The sequence below is a fragment of the Glycomyces xiaoerkulensis genome, from assembly GCF_002798405.1.
In the GTDB taxonomy this organism is placed as follows: Bacteria; Actinomycetota; Actinomycetes; order Mycobacteriales; family Micromonosporaceae; genus Glycomyces; species Glycomyces xiaoerkulensis.
Genome location: NZ_PGGV01000033.1, coordinates 340629 through 357489 on the forward strand (window position 1 = coordinate 340629; position 16861 = coordinate 357489).

The 16861-nt window shown below is 71.3% G+C and carries 19 protein-coding genes; 10 read left to right on the plus strand and 9 right to left on the minus strand.

Annotation, left to right across the window (positions count from 1 at the left end; all coding sequences use genetic code 11):
• The 4 genes from CUT39_RS15170 to CUT39_RS15185 all read left to right on the plus strand — a co-directional run bounded on the left by CUT39_RS15170 (position 1) and on the right by CUT39_RS15185 (position 3639).
• On the plus strand, positions 1 to 363 hold the full coding sequence (locus CUT39_RS15170; protein ID WP_100448005.1) for a hypothetical protein: 363 nt from the start codon (positions 1 to 3) through the stop codon (positions 361 to 363).
• A 218-nt stretch (positions 364 to 581) separates the two neighbouring features.
• Entirely contained in the window at positions 582 to 1736 is a 1155-nt protein-coding gene (locus CUT39_RS15175; RefSeq protein WP_100448007.1) for a Gfo/Idh/MocA family protein, read from the plus strand.
• Positions 1733 to 2824, plus strand: a complete 1092-nt coding sequence (locus CUT39_RS15180; protein ID WP_100448009.1) for a dihydrodipicolinate synthase family protein — start codon at positions 1733 to 1735, stop codon at positions 2822 to 2824. Before CUT39_RS15175 ends, CUT39_RS15180 begins: the two co-directional genes overlap by 4 nt.
• Entirely contained in the window at positions 2821 to 3639 is an 819-nt protein-coding gene (locus CUT39_RS15185) for a sugar phosphate isomerase/epimerase family protein (protein ID WP_100448011.1), read from the plus strand. Before CUT39_RS15180 ends, CUT39_RS15185 begins: the two co-directional genes overlap by 4 nt.
• Before the next feature lie 59 nt (positions 3640 to 3698).
• Here the strand turns inward: CUT39_RS15185 and CUT39_RS15190 are convergent, their stop codons facing one another.
• The 6 genes from CUT39_RS15190 to CUT39_RS15215 all read right to left on the minus strand — a co-directional run bounded on the left by CUT39_RS15190 (position 3699) and on the right by CUT39_RS15215 (position 8525).
• The gene (locus CUT39_RS15190; protein ID WP_100448013.1) at positions 3699 to 3947 is read right to left on the minus strand and encodes an RpnC/YadD family protein; all 249 of its coding nucleotides are present in this window, start codon (positions 3945 to 3947) and stop codon (positions 3699 to 3701) included.
• A 17-nt stretch (positions 3948 to 3964) separates the two neighbouring features.
• A complete protein-coding gene (locus CUT39_RS15195) occupies positions 3965 to 5374 on the minus strand; it encodes a zinc ribbon domain-containing protein (RefSeq protein WP_100448015.1) in 1410 nt (469 codons plus the stop codon).
• A complete protein-coding gene (locus CUT39_RS15200; RefSeq protein WP_157930710.1) occupies positions 5371 to 5901 on the minus strand; it encodes an IS607 family transposase in 531 nt (176 codons plus the stop codon). The genes CUT39_RS15195 and CUT39_RS15200 overlap by 4 nt, the downstream gene beginning before the upstream one ends.
• Positions 5902 to 5991: 90 nt before the next feature.
• Entirely contained in the window at positions 5992 to 6741 is a 750-nt protein-coding gene (locus CUT39_RS15205; protein WP_100448019.1) for an alpha/beta hydrolase family protein, read from the minus strand.
• A gap of 67 nt (positions 6742 to 6808) precedes the next feature.
• Positions 6809 to 7576, minus strand: coding sequence for an ABC transporter permease family protein (locus CUT39_RS15210; protein WP_100448021.1), 768 nt, complete (start codon positions 7574 to 7576; stop codon positions 6809 to 6811).
• A 1-nt stretch (position 7577) separates the two neighbouring features.
• Positions 7578 to 8525: an ABC transporter ATP-binding protein gene (locus CUT39_RS15215; protein ID WP_100448023.1), complete on the minus strand. Its 948-nt coding sequence runs from the start codon at positions 8523 to 8525 to the stop codon at positions 7578 to 7580.
• A 122-nt stretch (positions 8526 to 8647) separates the two neighbouring features.
• Here CUT39_RS15215 and CUT39_RS15220 point away from each other — a divergent pair, with 122 nt between their 5' ends.
• The 5 genes from CUT39_RS15220 to CUT39_RS15240 all read left to right on the plus strand — a co-directional run bounded on the left by CUT39_RS15220 (position 8648) and on the right by CUT39_RS15240 (position 13146).
• Complete coding sequence (locus tag CUT39_RS15220; protein ID WP_100448025.1) at positions 8648 to 9814, plus strand: sensor histidine kinase; 1167 nt, start codon at positions 8648 to 8650, stop codon at positions 9812 to 9814.
• The gene (locus CUT39_RS15225) at positions 9811 to 10416 is read left to right on the plus strand and encodes a response regulator transcription factor (RefSeq protein ID WP_100448027.1); all 606 of its coding nucleotides are present in this window, start codon (positions 9811 to 9813) and stop codon (positions 10414 to 10416) included. The genes CUT39_RS15220 and CUT39_RS15225 overlap by 4 nt, the downstream gene beginning before the upstream one ends.
• A 70-nt stretch (positions 10417 to 10486) precedes the next feature.
• Entirely contained in the window at positions 10487 to 10954 is a 468-nt protein-coding gene (locus CUT39_RS15230) for a 4Fe-4S binding protein (RefSeq protein WP_100448290.1), read from the plus strand.
• Positions 10951 to 11478 (plus strand): NADH-quinone oxidoreductase subunit J family protein, encoded by a 528-nt coding sequence (locus CUT39_RS15235; RefSeq protein WP_100448029.1) that lies wholly within the window; start codon positions 10951 to 10953, stop codon positions 11476 to 11478. Before CUT39_RS15230 ends, CUT39_RS15235 begins: the two co-directional genes overlap by 4 nt.
• A 21-nt stretch (positions 11479 to 11499) precedes the next feature.
• A complete protein-coding gene (locus tag CUT39_RS15240) occupies positions 11500 to 13146 on the plus strand; it encodes a DUF885 domain-containing protein (protein WP_100448031.1) in 1647 nt (548 codons plus the stop codon).
• A gap of 11 nt (positions 13147 to 13157) precedes the next feature.
• Here the strand turns inward: CUT39_RS15240 and CUT39_RS15245 are convergent, their stop codons facing one another.
• Positions 13158 to 14039: a CHAD domain-containing protein gene (locus CUT39_RS15245; protein ID WP_100448033.1), complete on the minus strand. Its 882-nt coding sequence runs from the start codon at positions 14037 to 14039 to the stop codon at positions 13158 to 13160.
• An 85-nt stretch (positions 14040 to 14124) separates the two neighbouring features.
• Positions 14125 to 15288, minus strand: a complete 1164-nt coding sequence (locus tag CUT39_RS15250; protein WP_100448035.1) for a lytic polysaccharide monooxygenase — start codon at positions 15286 to 15288, stop codon at positions 14125 to 14127.
• A 190-nt stretch (positions 15289 to 15478) separates the two neighbouring features.
• Between CUT39_RS15250 and CUT39_RS15255 the strand changes: the two genes are divergently transcribed.
• Complete coding sequence (locus tag CUT39_RS15255; protein WP_100448292.1) at positions 15479 to 15940, plus strand: peroxiredoxin; 462 nt, start codon at positions 15479 to 15481, stop codon at positions 15938 to 15940.
• 7 nt (positions 15941 to 15947) lie between these two features.
• On the opposite strand, the gene CUT39_RS15260 is transcribed toward CUT39_RS15255, so the two are convergent.
• A complete protein-coding gene (locus CUT39_RS15260; protein ID WP_100448037.1) occupies positions 15948 to 16802 on the minus strand; it encodes an SDR family oxidoreductase in 855 nt (284 codons plus the stop codon).
• Positions 16803 to 16861: the final 59 nt, after the last annotated feature.

Here is a 16861-nt window from a genome sequence, read left to right on the forward strand (position 1 = left end):
GTGCGGGACGGCTACATCGCGCGGTGGAAGGGCGCCGAATACGACTCCAGCCCCGACGGGGCTCACGTGCGGCTGTACTCGCCGACCGGCGGCGACGGGTTCGTCCAGGTCGCCGAGGGCCGCTACCGCCGCGGCGTGCCGATCGAGGAGCTCGAGGACTTCTTCTACGTCCGCACGGTCGGCACCTGGCGCGGCGAGCCGTTCATCGTGCTCGGGGAATCCGGCGACTGGCTGCGCCTCGAATACCGCGGCGGCCGCAGCGATGTGGCCCGGAGTCTGGGCCTGGAGCCCTACGACGCCGGCGTCTACCAGATCTGGGCCCCGCGCGGCGAGGTCAGCGACATCACCGAGCAGGCCGTCTGAGCCGCTGAGCCGGCGCCGCTCCCGGACCCTCCACCCGCCCGAGATCCCGGACGGCTCCGGCCGCGCCGAGGCAGGGCGCGATTCTGTCGGGCGACCGCTTTCATGTGTATGTGGTTTTGCTGTATGCTTCTGAAAAACCCTCGAGAAAGCGTTTGCCGGTGTCGGTGGACGCTTGCGGAGCCGAACATTGGCATAGCTATCGTCTGGAGCAGACCCCTATGACAGAACGCATTCCCGTCGGGATCGCCCTCAACGGCGTGACCGGGCGCATGGGATACCGGCAGCACCTGGTGCGCTCGCTGCTGGCGATCCGCGAGCAGGGCGGCGTCGAGCGCGCGGACGGATCGGTCATCTGGCCCGAGCCGGTCCTGGTCGGCCGCAATGCCGACAAACTCGCCGACATCGCCGCTCGTCACGGACTGGACCGATACACCACCAGCCTCGACGAAGCCCTCGCCGACGACGGCGTCGAGGTCTACTTCGACGCGCTGTCCACCCAGCACCGGCTCGCCGCCGTGAACGCCGCGATCAAGGCCGGCAAGCACGTCTACACCGAGAAGCCGATCGCGACCAACCTCGACGACGCGCTCAGCCTCGCCGGTGCCGCCCGGGACGCGGGGGTCAAGAACGGCGCCGTCGCCGACAAGCTCTACCTGCCGGGTCTGCGCAAACTCAAGCGGCTGGTCGACTCCGGGTTCTTCGGCCGCGTCCTGTCGGTCCGCGGCGAATTCGGCTACTGGGTCTTCGAAGGCGACTGGCAGGACGCCCAGCGCCCGTCCTGGAACTACCGCGCCGAGGACGGCGGCGGCATGGTCCTGGACATGTTCCCCCACTGGTCCTACGTGTTCGAAGGGACGATCGCCCCGGTCAAGTCGGTGACCGCGCACGTCACCACCCACATCCCCGAGCGGTTCGACGAGCGCGGCAAGCCCTACCCCGCCACCGCCGACGACGCGGTGTACGCGATCTTCGAGCTCGCCGACGGCACCGTCGTGCAGATGAACTCCTCCTGGTGCACCCGCGTCGACCGCGAGGAACTGGTCGAGTTCCACGTCGACGGCACCGACGGCTCGGCGATCGCGGGCCTCCGCAAGTGCCGGGCCCAGCACCGCGCCCACACCCCCAAGCCGGTCTGGAACCCCGACATCGACCAGCCGATCAGCTTCCGCGACCAGTGGTACCAGGTGCCCGACAACGCCGAGTTCGACAACGGCTTCAAACTCCAGTGGGAGGAGTTCCTGCGCCACGTCGTCGACGACGCCCCCTGGCACCACGATTTCCTGGCCGCCGCCCGCGGCGTCCAACTGGCCGAGGCCGGCTACCGCTCGGCCCGCGAAGGCCGGCGGATCGACCTGGAGGAGCTGGACCTGTGAGCCGGAAGTTCGACTCCCGCGTGATCTACTCGGCGGCCCACGTCGTCGCCGACCCCACCGCCGACAACGGCCCCGGCCGGCCCGCCGCGGTCGACTGGGACGCCACGATCGGCTACCGCCGCCACCTGTGGGACCTCGGGCTCGGCGTCGCCGACGCCATGGACACCGCCCAGCGCGGCATGGGCCTGGACTGGGAGGCCACCAAGGAGCTCATCCGCCGCTCGGCCGACGCCGCCGACGCCGGCGACCTCCTCGCCTGCGGGGTCGGCACCGACCAGCTCCCGGCCGAGGAGACCACGCTCGAGGCGATCCGCGCGGTCTACCTCGACCAGCTCGCCGTCGTCGAGGACGCCGGCGCCGGCACCATCCTGATGTGCTCCAGAGCCATGGCCGCCACCGCGAAGGGCCCGGACGACTACCGCGCCCTCTACGCCGACCTGCTCGGCGAGGTCAGCGGCAAGGCCATCCTGCACTGGCTCGGGCCCATGTTCGACCCGGCCCTGGCCGGCTACTGGGGCTCGACCGACCTGTCCGAGGCCGCCGACGTCTTCGTCGACATCATCACCGAGAACGCCTCCAAAGTCGACGGCGTCAAGATGAGCCTGCTCGACGCCGACGCCGAGATCGCGCTGCGCCGCAGGCTCCCCGAAGGGGTGCGCTGCTACACCGGCGACGACTTCAACTACCCGCGACTGATCGCCGGCGACGACCAGGGGTACTCCGATGCGCTCCTGGGCATCTTCGACCCGCTCGCGCCACTGGCGGCGAAGGCCGCGCAGCGGCTCGACGACGGCGACACCGAAGGGTTCCGGGCCGTTCTCGACCCGACCGTCCCCCTGGCCCGCAAGGTCTTCGAGGCCCCGACGTTCAACTACAAGACCGGCGTGGTGTTCCTGGCGTGGCTGTGCGGCCACCAGGACCACTTCCGGATGGTCGGCGGCCTGGAATCGGCCCGCACGATCGGCCACCTGACCGAGGTGTACGACCTGGCCGAAGCGGTCGGGCTCCTCCCCGACCGGGCGCTGGCCGAGGAGCGGTTCGACGCCCTGCTGAAGGTGGCCGGGCAGCCCCCGAGGGGGCGGCCATGAGCGGCGAGGCCCTGCACCGGTTCTCGTTCAACCACGCCACCGCCAAGTTCTGGGACCAGCGGGAGGCGATCGAGGCGTGCGCCCGCGCCGACTGCGGCATCGGGCTGTGGCGCGGGCCGGTCGCCGAGCAGGGCCTGGCCGCCACCGCGGGGCAGTTGCGCGACTCCGGCGTCGAGGTCACCAGCCTGTGCCGGGGCGGGTTCTTCACCGACCCGACCCCCGCGGCGATCGACGACAACCGGCGCGCGATCGACGAGGCCGCCGAACTGGGCGCCCCGGCGCTGGTGCTGGTCTCGGGGCCGATCCCGGAGGGCGGCACCATCGACGCCGCCCGGGCCGGCGTCGGCGAGGCCCTGGCGGCCCTGGCCCCGTACGCGGCCGAGCGCGGCGTGACCCTCGCGATCGAGCCGCTGCACCCCATGTTCGCCTCCGACCGCTGCGTGGTCGCCACGCTCAAGGAAGCCCTGGACCTGGCGGCGCCGCATCCGGCCGCGGCGGTCGGGGTGGTGGTCGACACCTACCACATCTGGTGGGACCCCGAGGTCTGGGACGGCATCGCCCGGGCCGGGGCCGAGGGCCGCATCGCGTCCTTCCAGCTCGCCGACTGGGTGACGCCCCTGCCGGCCGGGGTCCTGACCGGCCGCGGGCAGCTCGGCGACGGCTGCATCGAGTTGCGCCGCTATGCCGAGGCCGTGGACGCCACCGGGTTCGGCGGCCCCATCGAGGTCGAGCTGTTCAACGACGCCCTCTGGGAGCGCCCCGGTCCGGAGGTGTTCGCCGAGACCCGCCGTGCTTTCGAGCGGGTGCTGACGTAGACCTTGCTCCTCCCATTCGGTCCGCCCGCCGCACGCCCCCGAGCGGCGGGCGGACCTTACTAGCCGAAGAGCCGGTCGGCCGTATCGACTTGGAAGGCCCTCGTGGCCCAGTAGCGGAGTTGCCCGGTGTCGGTGCAGGAGGTGATGCGTTCCCGGTCGGCCTCGTCGAGTTCGATGCCGCGCTGTTCGAGGATGAGCAGCAGCATGTCCACCTCTCCTTCGGTCCGGCCCTCGGTCCGGCCTTCGGCTTTGCCGCGTTCTTCGAGTTTGTCGAAGATCGTCGGTCGGGTTTCGGTGGTGTCCGCCATGTATTCCGCCTGCTTCCTTATTCGTGATCATTGCTGATCGAATCGGATGTTTCGCTCTCCGCCCGTGGTGGGCTGGAGTCCTGGACCGGCAGTCTGGTCCGTCGGCGATCGGCCCGTTCCTGGATGATCTGCCTCACCCGCGCGTGCGGAGTCCACAGGGAGATGTCGGGGTCTCCGTCTCGTTCCAGGACGTTGATCGCTCCGGCATGGTCTGCATGCCACACCGCCCCGCACTCGGTGCAGTGAAGCCGGTCCCCCGCTCGGCGTCCGAGGACACCGCAGCAGGGGGCGACTTGCGAGGTGTAGGCAGCGTTGACCAGCCGCAACGCAGAACCTCTGCGTTCCGACACGTTTGCAAGCGCCTCTGCGGTGACGCCTTTGGTCCAGGCGGCGAGGCGGCGGTTGGTGTGCTTCCCGAACCGGTGCCGAGCGGCGAAGGTCCGGGTCAAGTCTTCGGCGACGATGGTGTGCGCCTTGTCGGTCACAGCGTGTACGGCGTTGAACGTCTCGGTCCGAACTTGGTGTTCGAACCTGGTGCGCCTGCGCCGACGTTTGACGATGCCGAGGTTACTGCGCCGGATGCGTTCGGCTTTCGCTCGGTCACCGTCGTCGGCGGCGCGTTTGGCGACCGAGTGGATCTTGGCGCGTCGGGCGTTCTTGACCCTGAGGTAGTCGGACTCGGCCGAAAGAAGCTTGCCGAGACTGGTGCCCAGGTGGTGCCCGTCGGAGTCGGTCAGGACCTCGGTGTAGCCCTTGTCCACACCGATCGTCGCTGCGCCGACCGGTCGCCTGCTGGAGGGAATCTCGGCGGCGTCGATCGCGTAATGCACCTCGAGGCGGCCATCGCGGAGGATTACCCGCAGCGTCCCGGTCGGCGCAACCGTGGTACCCAGGGGGATCTTCACCGTGCTGCGGCGCTCCAGGCCCGGAATCGCGAGCCACACGTTGCCGCCGTCGGTGAGCGTGTACGTCTTGAACTGGTCGGAGCGGACGATGATCTGGTTCGTGATGCGGGTGCGTGAGCGGCGCCAGCAGCGGCGCATGACCCTGCGCAGGAACGGGTCAGTCGTCCAGGTGTCGCACTTGAGCGCGGTGTACAGGCGTTTGCGTTCGGCCTCGTCGCCGGTCCGGCGGTGGATGGCCTGCCGCGCCCGGGTTTTCGCGGCCTCGCAGTGCGCGGTGATATCGGCCACCGCGTCGCGCACGGTCTCCTTCCACGCGTTCGCCAGCACCCCGAAGCCATCGGCGGTGCCATCGCGCATCCACCGGTCCCGGATGGCGCGGCCACCGACACCCACGCCCTGCACCGACCCGTACTCGCGCCACACCTTCGCCCGGACCACCCCGAGCCTCCGCGCCTGCTCGACCAACTGGGCGTACTTGCCCGGGTTGAGCCCGGCACTGTAGGCGATGCGAGTGACCTTCACCGCTGACCTCCCGACAGCTCGTCGTTCAAGGTCTGCTCGTAGCCGCGCAGCCGGTGCAGGCGGCACGAGAACGTGTGCACGATAGCCAACAGGTCCTCCACGAGCTCCTGGTGCGGCGACAGCGACTCGTCGTTGACGACGGTAATCCGGCAGCAGTGCTGTGCCGCGATGTGCTCCAGGTAGTCGTAGCCGAACCGGGCGATCCGGTCTTGGTGCGCCATCAGGACGTGTCCGATCAGGCCGTCCTCGATCCGGTTCTTCAACTCCAGCAGCTTCCTGCGGCGCAGGTCCATGCCGTCGCCGATCTCGCTGACCCACTGGTCGACAGCGATGCCCTGCCAAAGGCAGAAGGATTCCTTGGCCGCGACCTGCGAGGCGAGGTCCTCCTGCTGGCCCGGGGAGGAGCCGGGATGGATCTCGGTGTAGTCGGGAAGCCGCTGGCCGAGCAGGTCGCAATAGAGCTCCGTGGCGAGCTTCGGGTCGTCCTGCAGCAGTCTCAGCGGCGTCTCGTGTTCGTAGGTGACCACCGGCTCAACGTAGGTTCCGGTGGCCGTCGCGCCCTGCAATGACACCGGCGGGTCGTTGTCCGGTTCCCGACAGTGCGGACCGATGCTTCGTCAGGTGTTGCGCGCCAGGAAGTCCGCGGTCGTCTCGACCAGTCGCTCGCGCGCGGCGACGGTTTCGAAGGCGTGGCCGACCGCCTCGAACCGGTGCTCCTCGAGCCGGTCGTCGTACAGCTCCCGGTAGCGCTCGATGACATCGTCGGTGATGAGGTCGTCGGCCGTGCCGCTCGCCATCAGGGCCGGCCCGTCGTGCCCGGCGGCATCGGCCCACGGATCGATCCCGAACGCGTCGTCGAGGAAGCGCCGGTGGATCGGCTTCCCGCCCAGGTCGAAGAACCCGTGCTCGGCGACCGCGGTCCAGCGGTGGTCCTCCTCCGGCTTGTTCGCGGCCGCCGCCTTCGCCGCGGGCGCCCACAGCGCCAGCGATGGGAACCGGAGCCGGGCGGCCACCAGCGAGGCGGTCAGTCCTCCGAGGCTCATGCCCATGAGCGCCATCCGCTCGGCCTCGACCGCTTGGTGCGCCGCGACCGCCTCGACGGCTGCCTGGGCCTGCTCGACCTGGTCGGATACGGTCAGATCGGCGAAGTCGCCGTCCGAGTCGCCGTGACCGGCGAAGTCGAACCGGTAGGCCGCCAGTCCGCGCTCGGTCAGGCTCCGAGCGAGGTCGACGAAGACGTTCCCGAACTCCATCCGATTGCCGCCGAACCCGTGGCACAGGACCACGGCCGGGGCGGGGGAGGATCCGGGCAGGTGCAGCACGCCTCGGAGGGTGCGTCCGGCGTGGGTGAGGTCGAGGGTCTCCATGCCGGTGAACCTAGCAGCCGCACCGCTTCGGGCGGCCGTCGCCGACCGCCGCCCGAAGCGCGGCCCGTCACGTCCGGGGCTGCCACCGGAACAGTCGGGCCGCCGCCCAACACACCGCCGCGGCCACCGCCGCGCCGATCACGACCGGCCACACCACCTCGCCGACCCAGTCGGCCGGGCCGTCCCAGCCTGCCCGCGCCAGCGCCGTCGGCGCTCCGCCGGGCACCAGCAGCGCCAGCGGCCCCAGCGATTCCGGTTCGCTCGTCTGCACCCACGACATGCCGATCATCAGCAGCACGAAGCCCGGCATGATCGTGTACTGCGCGGCCTCCGGCGTGGAGGTGAACGCCGCGGTCAGGAACGCGAAGCCGACCATGGTCACCGAAGCCAATGCGAACGCCGCCGCCAGCAGCACCGGCGCGGCCGGGACCGAACCGTGCACCGCCCCGGCCGCGGCGTACACCAGCACCGTCTGGAGACCCGTCAGCGCCACCAGCGGCACCGTCAGTCCGGCGACGATCCCGGTCGTCGAGGCCGGGGAGGTCCGCAGCCGCTTGAGGTAGTGCTGCCGCCGCCGCGAGGCGAGGGTCATCGTGCCGGTCGCGTACACCCCGAACAGTTGCAGGAACATCAACTGCATCGCCGCCAGCGCCCCCGGCGCCCCGACCAGGTATCCGACCTCGAAGAAGATCAGCGCCAGCCCGAACGCCAGCGGCAGCGTCGCGGCCGACAGCAGCGCCGTCCGGTTCCGGATGATCAGGCGGGTCTCGGCGCGCGCCAGCGGCCACCAGGCCGGTCCCGGCCGGCGGACCGGTTTTTTCTCCACAGTGGTCATGTCAGTGCTCCCGTCCGGATGCGAGTTCGGCGAACACCTCGTCGAGCGAGGCCGGCTGCGCCCTCAGGCCCTCCAGTGCGATGCCCTGGAAATCGGCCCACGTCAGCAGGCGGTGCAGGTCGTGCTGCAGTTCGTCGGTGCGGATCGTCAGCCGCCCGTCGGCCAGCTCCGGACGGCCGTCGAGGACCGGCAGGTCCAGTCCGGTGACCGCCCGCGGCAGGCGGGCGCCGATCACCGCCTCGTGTTCGGCGGTGACCTCCTCGACGGTGCCGAACCGCACCACCGATCCGGCGTCCATGATCGCGACCCGGTCGGCCAGCTCGGTGGCCTCCTCGAGGTAGTGCGTGGTCAGCAGGACCGCCGTCCCGGTCTCGGTCAGTTCGCGCAGCAGCCTCCAGGCGGTGCGGCGCGAGGCCGGGTCGAGGCCCGTGGTCGGCTCGTCGGCGAACAGCACCCGCGGCCTTACCGCCAGCGCCATCGCCAGGTCCAGGCGGCGCCGCTCGCCGCCCGAGAGCGACTCGATCCGCTTGGACGCGCCGGCGGACAGGTCGACCCGTTCCAGCATTGCGTCCGGGTCGCTGCCTCGCCCGTGCAGGTCGTTCCACAGCCGCAGCGTCTCGATCGCGGTCAGTTCGTCGGCGAAGCCGCTCTCCTGGCCGATCACGGCCACCTCGGTGGCCAGCTCGCGCCGGTGCTCGGCCGGGTCGCGGCCCAGCACGCGGACGGTGCCGCCGTCGGGGCGGCGGGCCCCGCTGCAGGCGTCGACCGCGGTGGTCTTCCCGGCGCCGTTGGTGCCCAGGAGCGCGAGCAGTTCGCCGTCGGTCACCTCGATCGATACCCGGTCGACGGCGGTGAACGTGCCGTACCGGCAGGTGAGGTCCTCGACCGCCACCGCCGAGTCCACTGTGCGGCCGGTGTCGGCCGCTCGCGTTCGCGTTGCAGTGCTCATGGATCCAGCGTGGCCGCCGGGCCGCGGCCCCGGTAGTGCCGAAACCGCACCGGCCGGTGTGGGAATGTACTCGGCGGCGATGACTTTTGTCATTTCGGTCCCGCCGGTGGTTCAATCGCCCCGTGACCTCCGACGCTCCCCCCGCCGAACGCGACCTGGTCCGGTTCCACCGCTACACGTACTGGACGATCCTGGCCTGCGGTCCGCTCGCGCTGTTCATCGGTCTGGCCTTCCTGGCCGGTGACCGCTCCGACTCGACGGCGCCGCTGGCCGCCTCCGCGGTGCTCATGCTCGCGGCCGTCGGGCTCGCGACCGGCGCGCTGTGGGCGTTCCTGGAGCGGGCCGGCCGCAAGCGGATCGGCCGACTGGTGATCGCCGGATGGGCCGTCGTCGCCGCCGGTGTCGGGGTCGGCCTGACCGCGGGGATCGTCAGCGCCGCCTGGGTGCTGCCGGCGGCGCTGCTGGAGTCGGCCCGGATCCTGCGGGACCGGCGCGGCCGGTACCTCCGGTCCAGCGTGCGGTCGTGCTCGGTGTTCGCCGCGGTCGGAATCGGGACGGCGGCGGTCGGCCTGGGAAACGTGGGCATCGCGATCATCTGCCTGGTCACCGTCCCGGGGGCCATGGGCGGCGTGATCGGCCAGTGGTGGTTCTACGAGACCGCCGAACGGCTCGACGACGCCCGCGCCGTCGCCGGTGAGCTGGCCGTGGCCGAGGAGCGGCTGCGGTTCGCCGCCGAACTGCACGACATCCAGGGCGGCCACCTCCAGGCCATCGCCCTCAAGTCCCAGTTGGCGCGCCGCCTGGTCGGCCGCGATCCGGACCGCGCCGCCGCCGAGCTCGAACAGGTCGAGGAACTGGCCATGCAGGGGCTCCGCGACACCCGCGAGGTCGTGGCCGGCTACCGCAAGGTCTCCCTGCCCGACGAGATCGACTCGGCCGGGAGGGTGCTGCGCTCGGCCGGGATCCAGACGGTCGTGCGCGCCGACGCCCCCCGGCTCGAGGCCGACGCCGAACGGCTGCTGGGCCTGCTGGTGAGGGAGGCGACCACCAACGTGCTGCGCCACTCCCGGGCCGACGCCGCCGAGCTCACCGTCGCCGCCGACGACGGCGAAGTCCACGTCACCGTCGCCAACGACGGTTCCGAGGCGGCCGAGGCCGCGCCGGGCAGCGGCATCGCGATGCTGACCGAGCGCTTCACCGAGGCCGGCGGCGCGGTCGAGGCCGCCCGCGACGGGCACCGGTTCGTCCTCACCGGAGCCCTCCCGCTGCCCGCAGAGGAGCGACCGTGATCGAACTGCTCATCGCCGACGACGAGACCCTCATCCGCGACGCACTGGCGGCCCTGCTCGACCTCGAGGACGACATCACCGTGGTCGCCTGCGCCTCCAACGGCGCCGAGGCGGTCGAGCTCGCCGCCGACCGCGAGCCCGGCATCGCCGTCCTCGACCTGGAGATGCCGCCCCGCGACGGCCTGTGGGCCGCCGAGCGAATCCGGGGCGCGAACCCGGACACGAACGTCATGCTGGTGACCCGCCACGCCCGGCCCGGGGTGCTGCGCCGCGCGCTCGCCGCCGGCGCGGCCGGGTTCGTCCCCAAGACCACCCCGGCCGAGCAGCTCGCCCGGATCATCCGCGACATCGACGCCGGCCGCCGCTACATCGATCCCGAGATCGCCGCCTCGGCGCTGACCGAGGACGAATCGCCGCTCACCCCCAGGGAGCTCGAACTCCTGCGCGCCACCAGAGGCGGCGGCAGCATCGACCAGATCGCCGCCGAACTCCACCTGGCCCCGGGCACGGTCCGCAACTACCTGTCGGCCGCGATGCGCAAACTCGGCAAGCGCAGCCGCCACGCCGCCGCCCAGCACGCCTGGGAGCAGGGCTGGATCTGATCGGCTCCGGGCCGGGATTCGCCCGGCCCTCCGGGTAGAGATGAGCGTCACGATCTGGGACCATGAGGGCATGAAGGTTCCCGGCAGCGGCCTGATCAGCGGACTGGCCGCGACCGCGCGCACCGCCACCCGCCGCGCGGTCACCAGCCAGTACCCCGAGCGGCGGCCCGACCTGCCCGACCGCACCCGCGGCGTCATCGCGCTCCTCGAACCCAACTGCACCTCCTGCATGCTCTGCGCCCGCGAATGCCCCGACTGGTGCATCTACATCGACTCCCACAAGGAGACCGTCGAGGAGAAAGGGGCCGCCCGGCCGAGGCAGGTCAACGTCCTCGACCGGTTCGACATCGACTTCTCGCTGTGCATGTACTGCGGCATCTGCGTCGACGTGTGCCCCTTCGACGCCCTGTTCTGGGCCCCCGACTTCGACTACGCCGAAGGCGACATCCGCGACCTGCTCCACGACAAGGAGCACCTGGGGGAGTGGATGGACACCGTCCCGGCCTCCTCCCTGCCCGAATCCGGCGGTGACCGGTGACCCTCGCCGACGTCCTCCTGGCCGCGTTCGGCCTGCTCGCGCTCGGCGCCGCGCTCGCGGTGGTCACCACCCGCCGCATCGTCCGCGCCGGGCTCTGGCTCGCGGTCGCCTTCGCCGGGATCTCCGGGGCCGCGCTCGTCCTCACCGCCGAGTTCCTCGCCTGGGTCCTGGTCCTCATCTACGTCGGCGCCATCGTGGTCCTCCTGCTGTTCGCCACCATGCTCACCCGCGCGCCCACCGACCCCTCCGCCGAGCTCGACCGCCGCCGCCTGCCCGGGGCCCTTATCGCCGGCGGCGCCGGACTCGGCCTCGCCGCGGTCGTCGTCGGCGCCTTCGGCTGGAGCCGCGTCGGCCTTGCCGACCGGGCCGCCGGCGACGCCGCCGCCGTCGGCGAGGAGATCTTCGCGCACCGGGTCCTGCCGTTCGAGGTGCTGTCCCTGCTGCTGCTGGCCGCCCTCGTCGGCGCCGTCGTCGTCTCCACCAGGGGCGCGGCGGCCGACGGTCGCGCCACCGAACCGCACTAGCCGCGCGGTAAGCTGGCGGCCATGACCACACCCGTCTTCGCGCTGGCCGACGAGTACATCACCTCGTACGCCCGGCTGCACCCACTGTCCGCCGGCATGATCGGCATCAGCGGCGACTTCGGCTTCGCCTCCGACCTCGGACCCGACGGGGAGCAGCAGCGCGCCCAACTCGCACGCGACGCCCTCGCCCGACTGCGGGCACTCGAGTCGACCGGCCCCGCCGACGACCTCGCCCGCCTCCACATGGCCGAGCGGCTCGAAGCCCAACTGGCGCTCCACGACGCCGGCGAATGGCGCCGCGGCCTGCGCGTCCCCTACGGCATCCTGCAGCTCCTGTGCTCGTACGTGGCGCTCGCACCGCGCGGCACCGAAGAGCAGTGGCGCACCACCGCCGCCCGGATGCGCGCCGTCCCCGAGATGCTCGCCACCTGGCGCCGGACCATGGACGCCGGCATCGAGGCCGGACAGACCGTCGCCCTCCGGCAGGCGATCGAAGGCGCCGCCCAGGCCCGCCGCAACGCCGACTCGCGCGTATTCGACCGGCGGGTCGCCGAATACGGCGACGGCCCCCAGACCCGCGACCTCGAACAGGCCGCCGAGGCCGCCTACGGCGCCTTCGCCGCGGCCGCCGACTACCTCGAGCACGACTACGCTCCGCACGCCGAACCGTCCGACGCCGTCGGCGCCGAGCGCTACCTCCTGCACGCCCGCCACACCCTCGGCGCCGACCTCGACCCGGCCGACGCCTACGACTGGGGCTGGGCCGAACTCCACCGCCTCGAGGCCGAGATGGCCGCCGAAGCCGCGAAGATCCTGCCCGGCGCCGGACTCGACGAGGTCGTCGCCCACCTGGACCGCGCCGCCCCGCTGACCGACGCCGACGCCTACCTCGACTGGCTCACCGAACGCCACCACCGCGCGCTCGAAGAACTCGACGGCGTCCACTTCGACATCGACCCCCGCCTGATGCGACTCGACGTCGAACTCGTCCACGGCTCTTCGGCCGGGTCGGCCTACTACACCGGACCCAGCGAAGACCTCTCCCGCCCCGGACGCACCTGGTGGCCCGTCGCCGAACGCGAGCAGTTCGCCGTCTGGAGCGAACTGACCACCGTCTTCCACGAAGGCGTCCCCGGACACCACCTCCAGATCGGGCAGGCCAAGGTCGCCGGGGACCGGCTCAGCCGCTTCGCCAAGCTCCACGGCAGCGTGCCCGGCCACGCCGAAGGATGGGCGCTGTACGCCGAACGGCTCGCCGACGAACTCGGATGGCACGCCGACCCCGCCACCCGCCTGGGCATGCTCAAGGCCTCGGCGATGCGCGCCGCCCGCGTCGTCATCGACATCGGCTGGCACCTGGACCTGCCGCTGCCGGCCGCCGACGCGGCCCGGCACGGCGAACGCTGGAACTTCGAGACGGCCCTGGAGGTCCTGCGCGAGCGCGGCCGCATCGCCGCCCACCGGGCCCGCCCCGAGATCGTCCGCTACGCCGGGTGGCCCGGCCAGGCCATCTGCTACAAGCTCGGCGAACGCGCCTGGATCGCCGCGCGCGAGGAGGCCAAGGCCCGCGCCGGATCCGACTTCGACCTCAAGACCTGGCACACCGAGGCCCTGGATCTCGGGCCGATCGGGCTCGGCAACCTCGCGGCGGTGCTGGCCGGACGCTGACGGACGGGCCGTCACCGCCACCGCTCGGCCAGGGCGGCGGCGAGCTCGTCCATCTGGTCGGCCATTTCGCGCCGGTGCTCCTGCTCGATCTCGGCGAGGCGGACGGTCAGAGGATCGGCCCGGTCGGCGGCCGGGAGGCGCCGCAGCCGGTTCCCGGCGATCAGCGACAGCCGGTACCGGCTCAGCAGGTGCTCCAGATTCGAGGCCGGGACGATGACCTCTCCGGCGGCGCGGCCGAACGCCGGGTGCACCGCCTCGGCCAGGTAGTGTGCCTCGCGTGCGGCCTCGCGGGTGCCGTCCCTGGCCTCGACCGGGTCGGCGGCGAGTCTCTGCTTCGAGTAGACGTCGAGCAGGTGGTACTTGGCACGGGTGAGGACGCCCATCAGCGACGAGGCCGGGCGGCGGCCGGCGGCGGTGAAGCGCGCCCGGGCGGCGAACAGCCGCACCTGCTCCAGCAGGACCGCCACCCACGCCTGGGTGCTGACCCGGTCGAGCTCGAAGTAGGCCTCGCGCCGCTCGAGATCGATGTCGGTGTGCCAGCGGGGGAACCGCTCCGCGGCCAGGCCGAGGCCGGCGAGGCGCTCGGTGAAGTGGTCCCGCAGCGCCTCCAGGTCCTCGGCGTGCTTCAGATCGGCCAGAAGGTGCTCGAGCCGCTCCCCGCCGCGGGGGACCTCGACGAACAGGTGCCGGTAGCCGCGGACGGCCGAGCGGATGCGGACGACCGCGGTGCTGGTGCGGCCGACCGAGCCGGACTCATGGCGCTGCAGTCGCCCGATGGCCCGGTCGAGCACGTCGACCTGGGCGTCGATGTAGGAGCGGACGACGATCCCGGCGGGCGTGGCGGGCGTGAGCGGCCCGGTGCGGGGCTCGCCGGCCGGCACGGCAGTGGACATGACTCCTCCCCCCGAAGTCGGCCTGCGATCAGTATCGCAGCACCGCCCCGGGGGGAGGAGCCGAAGTGGCTATATCACGCAGCCGTCAGGCGCTGCAGCCGATCCCCGACAGCTCGGTGAGCGAACCGCTCACGTTGAAGCCGAAGTCGACCGACTGGCCCGCGGCGATCTCGGAGTTCCAGCCGACCGGGGACGCCGAGAACGAATCACCCTGCGAGGTGATGTCGGCGTTCCAGGAGTTGGTGATGGACACGTCCGAGCTCGGGAAGGCCCAGTCGGCGGCCCAGCCGCTGAGCTGGCTGCTGCCGTTGTTGGTGACGGTGATCGTCACCGTCGCTCCCGAACCCCAGCTGTTGACCGACGCGCTGGCGGCGCAGTCCGAGTCGCCCGGGTCGGTCGGCTCGGGGTCGGTCGGCTCCGGGTCCGTGGGCTCCGGGTCCGTGGGCTCGGGGTCGGTGGGCTCCGGGTCCGGGTCGGTCACGCCGCCGTCGTTGCCGGGCAGGTCCGCGCCGGGACGGACACCGCTCACCTCGCCGTTGCCGCCGTCGAACTCCATGTCCGAGCACGAGTAGAAGTTCTCGTTGCTGTCCGAGCGCACCCAGTGGGTGAAGATGATGTGGTAACCCGACTTCTGCGGCAGGGTCACGTTGGCGTAGTAGTAGTTGCCGTCGGCGCCCGGGCCGCCGTTCGTCGGCGGGTCCTGGATCGTCTCGAACAGCTCCAGGTCGTCCCAGCCGATGGGCTGGTTCGGGTCCCACCCGTCCGTGGTGATGTACAGGTCGAACCGGCCGGGGTGCTCGGCCCAGTTGTTGTGCCTCCATTCGTAGGTGGCTCCGCCGGTCACGTGGGTGCGCGGCCAGTCGAGCTGCTGGTTGAAGGCGCTGAAGTCGTACGGGCCGTTGCCGCCGCCGTCGCAGATGCGGCCGTCGGGGATGTAGCCCTCGGTGCGGCCGGCCCCGTTGGAGTCGAGGTTGCCGAACCAGTTGTAGAACGCCCCCGAGCCGCTCGTGTTGAGCGCGGTCTGGCAGGCGGAGTTGTACGGGTCGAGGCCGCCGGACTCGGTCAGCGCGTCGAAGTAGCAGAAGTACTGGCGCGATCCGGGGAAGGTGTTGGCTCCGTGTGCTTCGGCCTTCGACTGCGTGAACAGCGCCGAAAGGGCGACCGCCAGCGCCGACGCCAGGAAGAGCGCCATGACGGCGATGAGCCTGCGGTGCTTGCCGCGCAGGCCCACTGCTGTAGCTGTGGACATAAAAGACTCCTATAGTCAGTGGAGCGCTCCCAACCTTGGTTCTGACGAACCCGCGCCTAACTGCTGTTTGCTCACGTATGTGGGTGAGGCGACCGCGTGAAGCGTATCGCTATATTGGAGTCTATCGATGTACTGGGTGTGGTTGCAAACGCCACGCGAGGTCATCTCGGATCAGGGCTAGACTATGGCCATGGAAACCGGAGAAACCGTACCCGACTTCACGCTCCCCGACGAAACCGGCGAGCGGCGCACCCTCTCCGAACTGCTGGCCGGCGGCCCGGTCGTGCTGTTCTTCTTCCCCAAGGCCATGAGCAAGGGCTGCACCGCCGAAGCCTGCCACTTCCGCGACCTGGCGGCCGATCTGTCCGAGGTCGGGGCCTCCCCGGTCGGCATCTCCTTCGACGCGGTCGACAAGCAGTCCGAGTTCGTCTCCGCCCACTCGCTCGGCTATCCGCTGCTGGCCGACCCCGACGGCGAGGCCGCCAAGCTCTTCGGCGTCAAGCGCGGGTTCGGCATCAAGATCGCCAAGCGCCAGACCTTCGTCATCGACACCGACCGCACCGTCATCGGCCGGGTCAGGAGCGAGACCGACATGAACCTGCACGCCGACCGGGCCCTGGAGCTCCTCCGCGAGCACCGCAAGCGGAGCTGAAGCCGGCCTACAGGACGGCGGCCCGAACCGCGTCGAGCAGCGAGGTCGTCGGCCGGTGGATCAGGTCGGTCAGATCGGACGAGTCCGAGTCCAGGTCGCCGCGCGCGATCCCCTCATCGAAATTGGACAGCGCCTCGGCCGTCTCCAGCGCCGCCCCCGATTCCAGCAGCGCCTGCCGGTAGGCGTCGGGGTCCATGTTCTGGTAGACCACGTCGGTCCCGGCGACCTTCCCGACCGCCGCCGCGAGCTGATCGTAGGTGAACGGCTCGTCCCCGCACAGCTCGAAGACCCGGTCGGCGCCGTGATCCTCGGTGAGCAGTACCGCGGCGGCCTCGGCGTAGTCGTTGCGGGTGGCCCCCGCGACCCGGCCCTTCCCGGCCGCCCCGTACAGCGTCCCCGACTCGATGACGTGGCCCAGGGACTCGGTGTAGTTCTCCATGTACCAGCCGTTGCGCAGGATCAGGTGCGGCAGGCCCGATTCGGCGATGTGGTGCTCGGTGCCGATGTGCTCGGGCGCGAGCGCGATCTGCGAAGTGTCGGCATGCAGCATGCTCGTGTACAGCAGCAGTCCGACCTCGGCGTAGGAGGCCGCGTCGATCACGTTCCGGTGCTGGGTCAGGCGCTTGCCGACCTCGGAGCCGGAGACCAGCAGGAGCTTCTCGACGTCGGCGAGGGCCGGTTGCAGCGTGTTCGGCCGGTCGTAGTCGAAGTGCCGGACGAGGACGCCGCGCGAGGCCAGGTCGCCGGCCCGGTCGGGGTCGCGGGCCAGGGCGATGATCTGGTCCGGCGGCACCTGGCGTTCCAGCAGGTGCTCGACGACGAGCCGGCCCAGGTGGCCGGTGACTCCGGTGACAGCGATCATGTCTGACTCCCCTCAAGCGTGCCCATCGCCCATGACAGCACAGTCGGGGACCCGTCGCA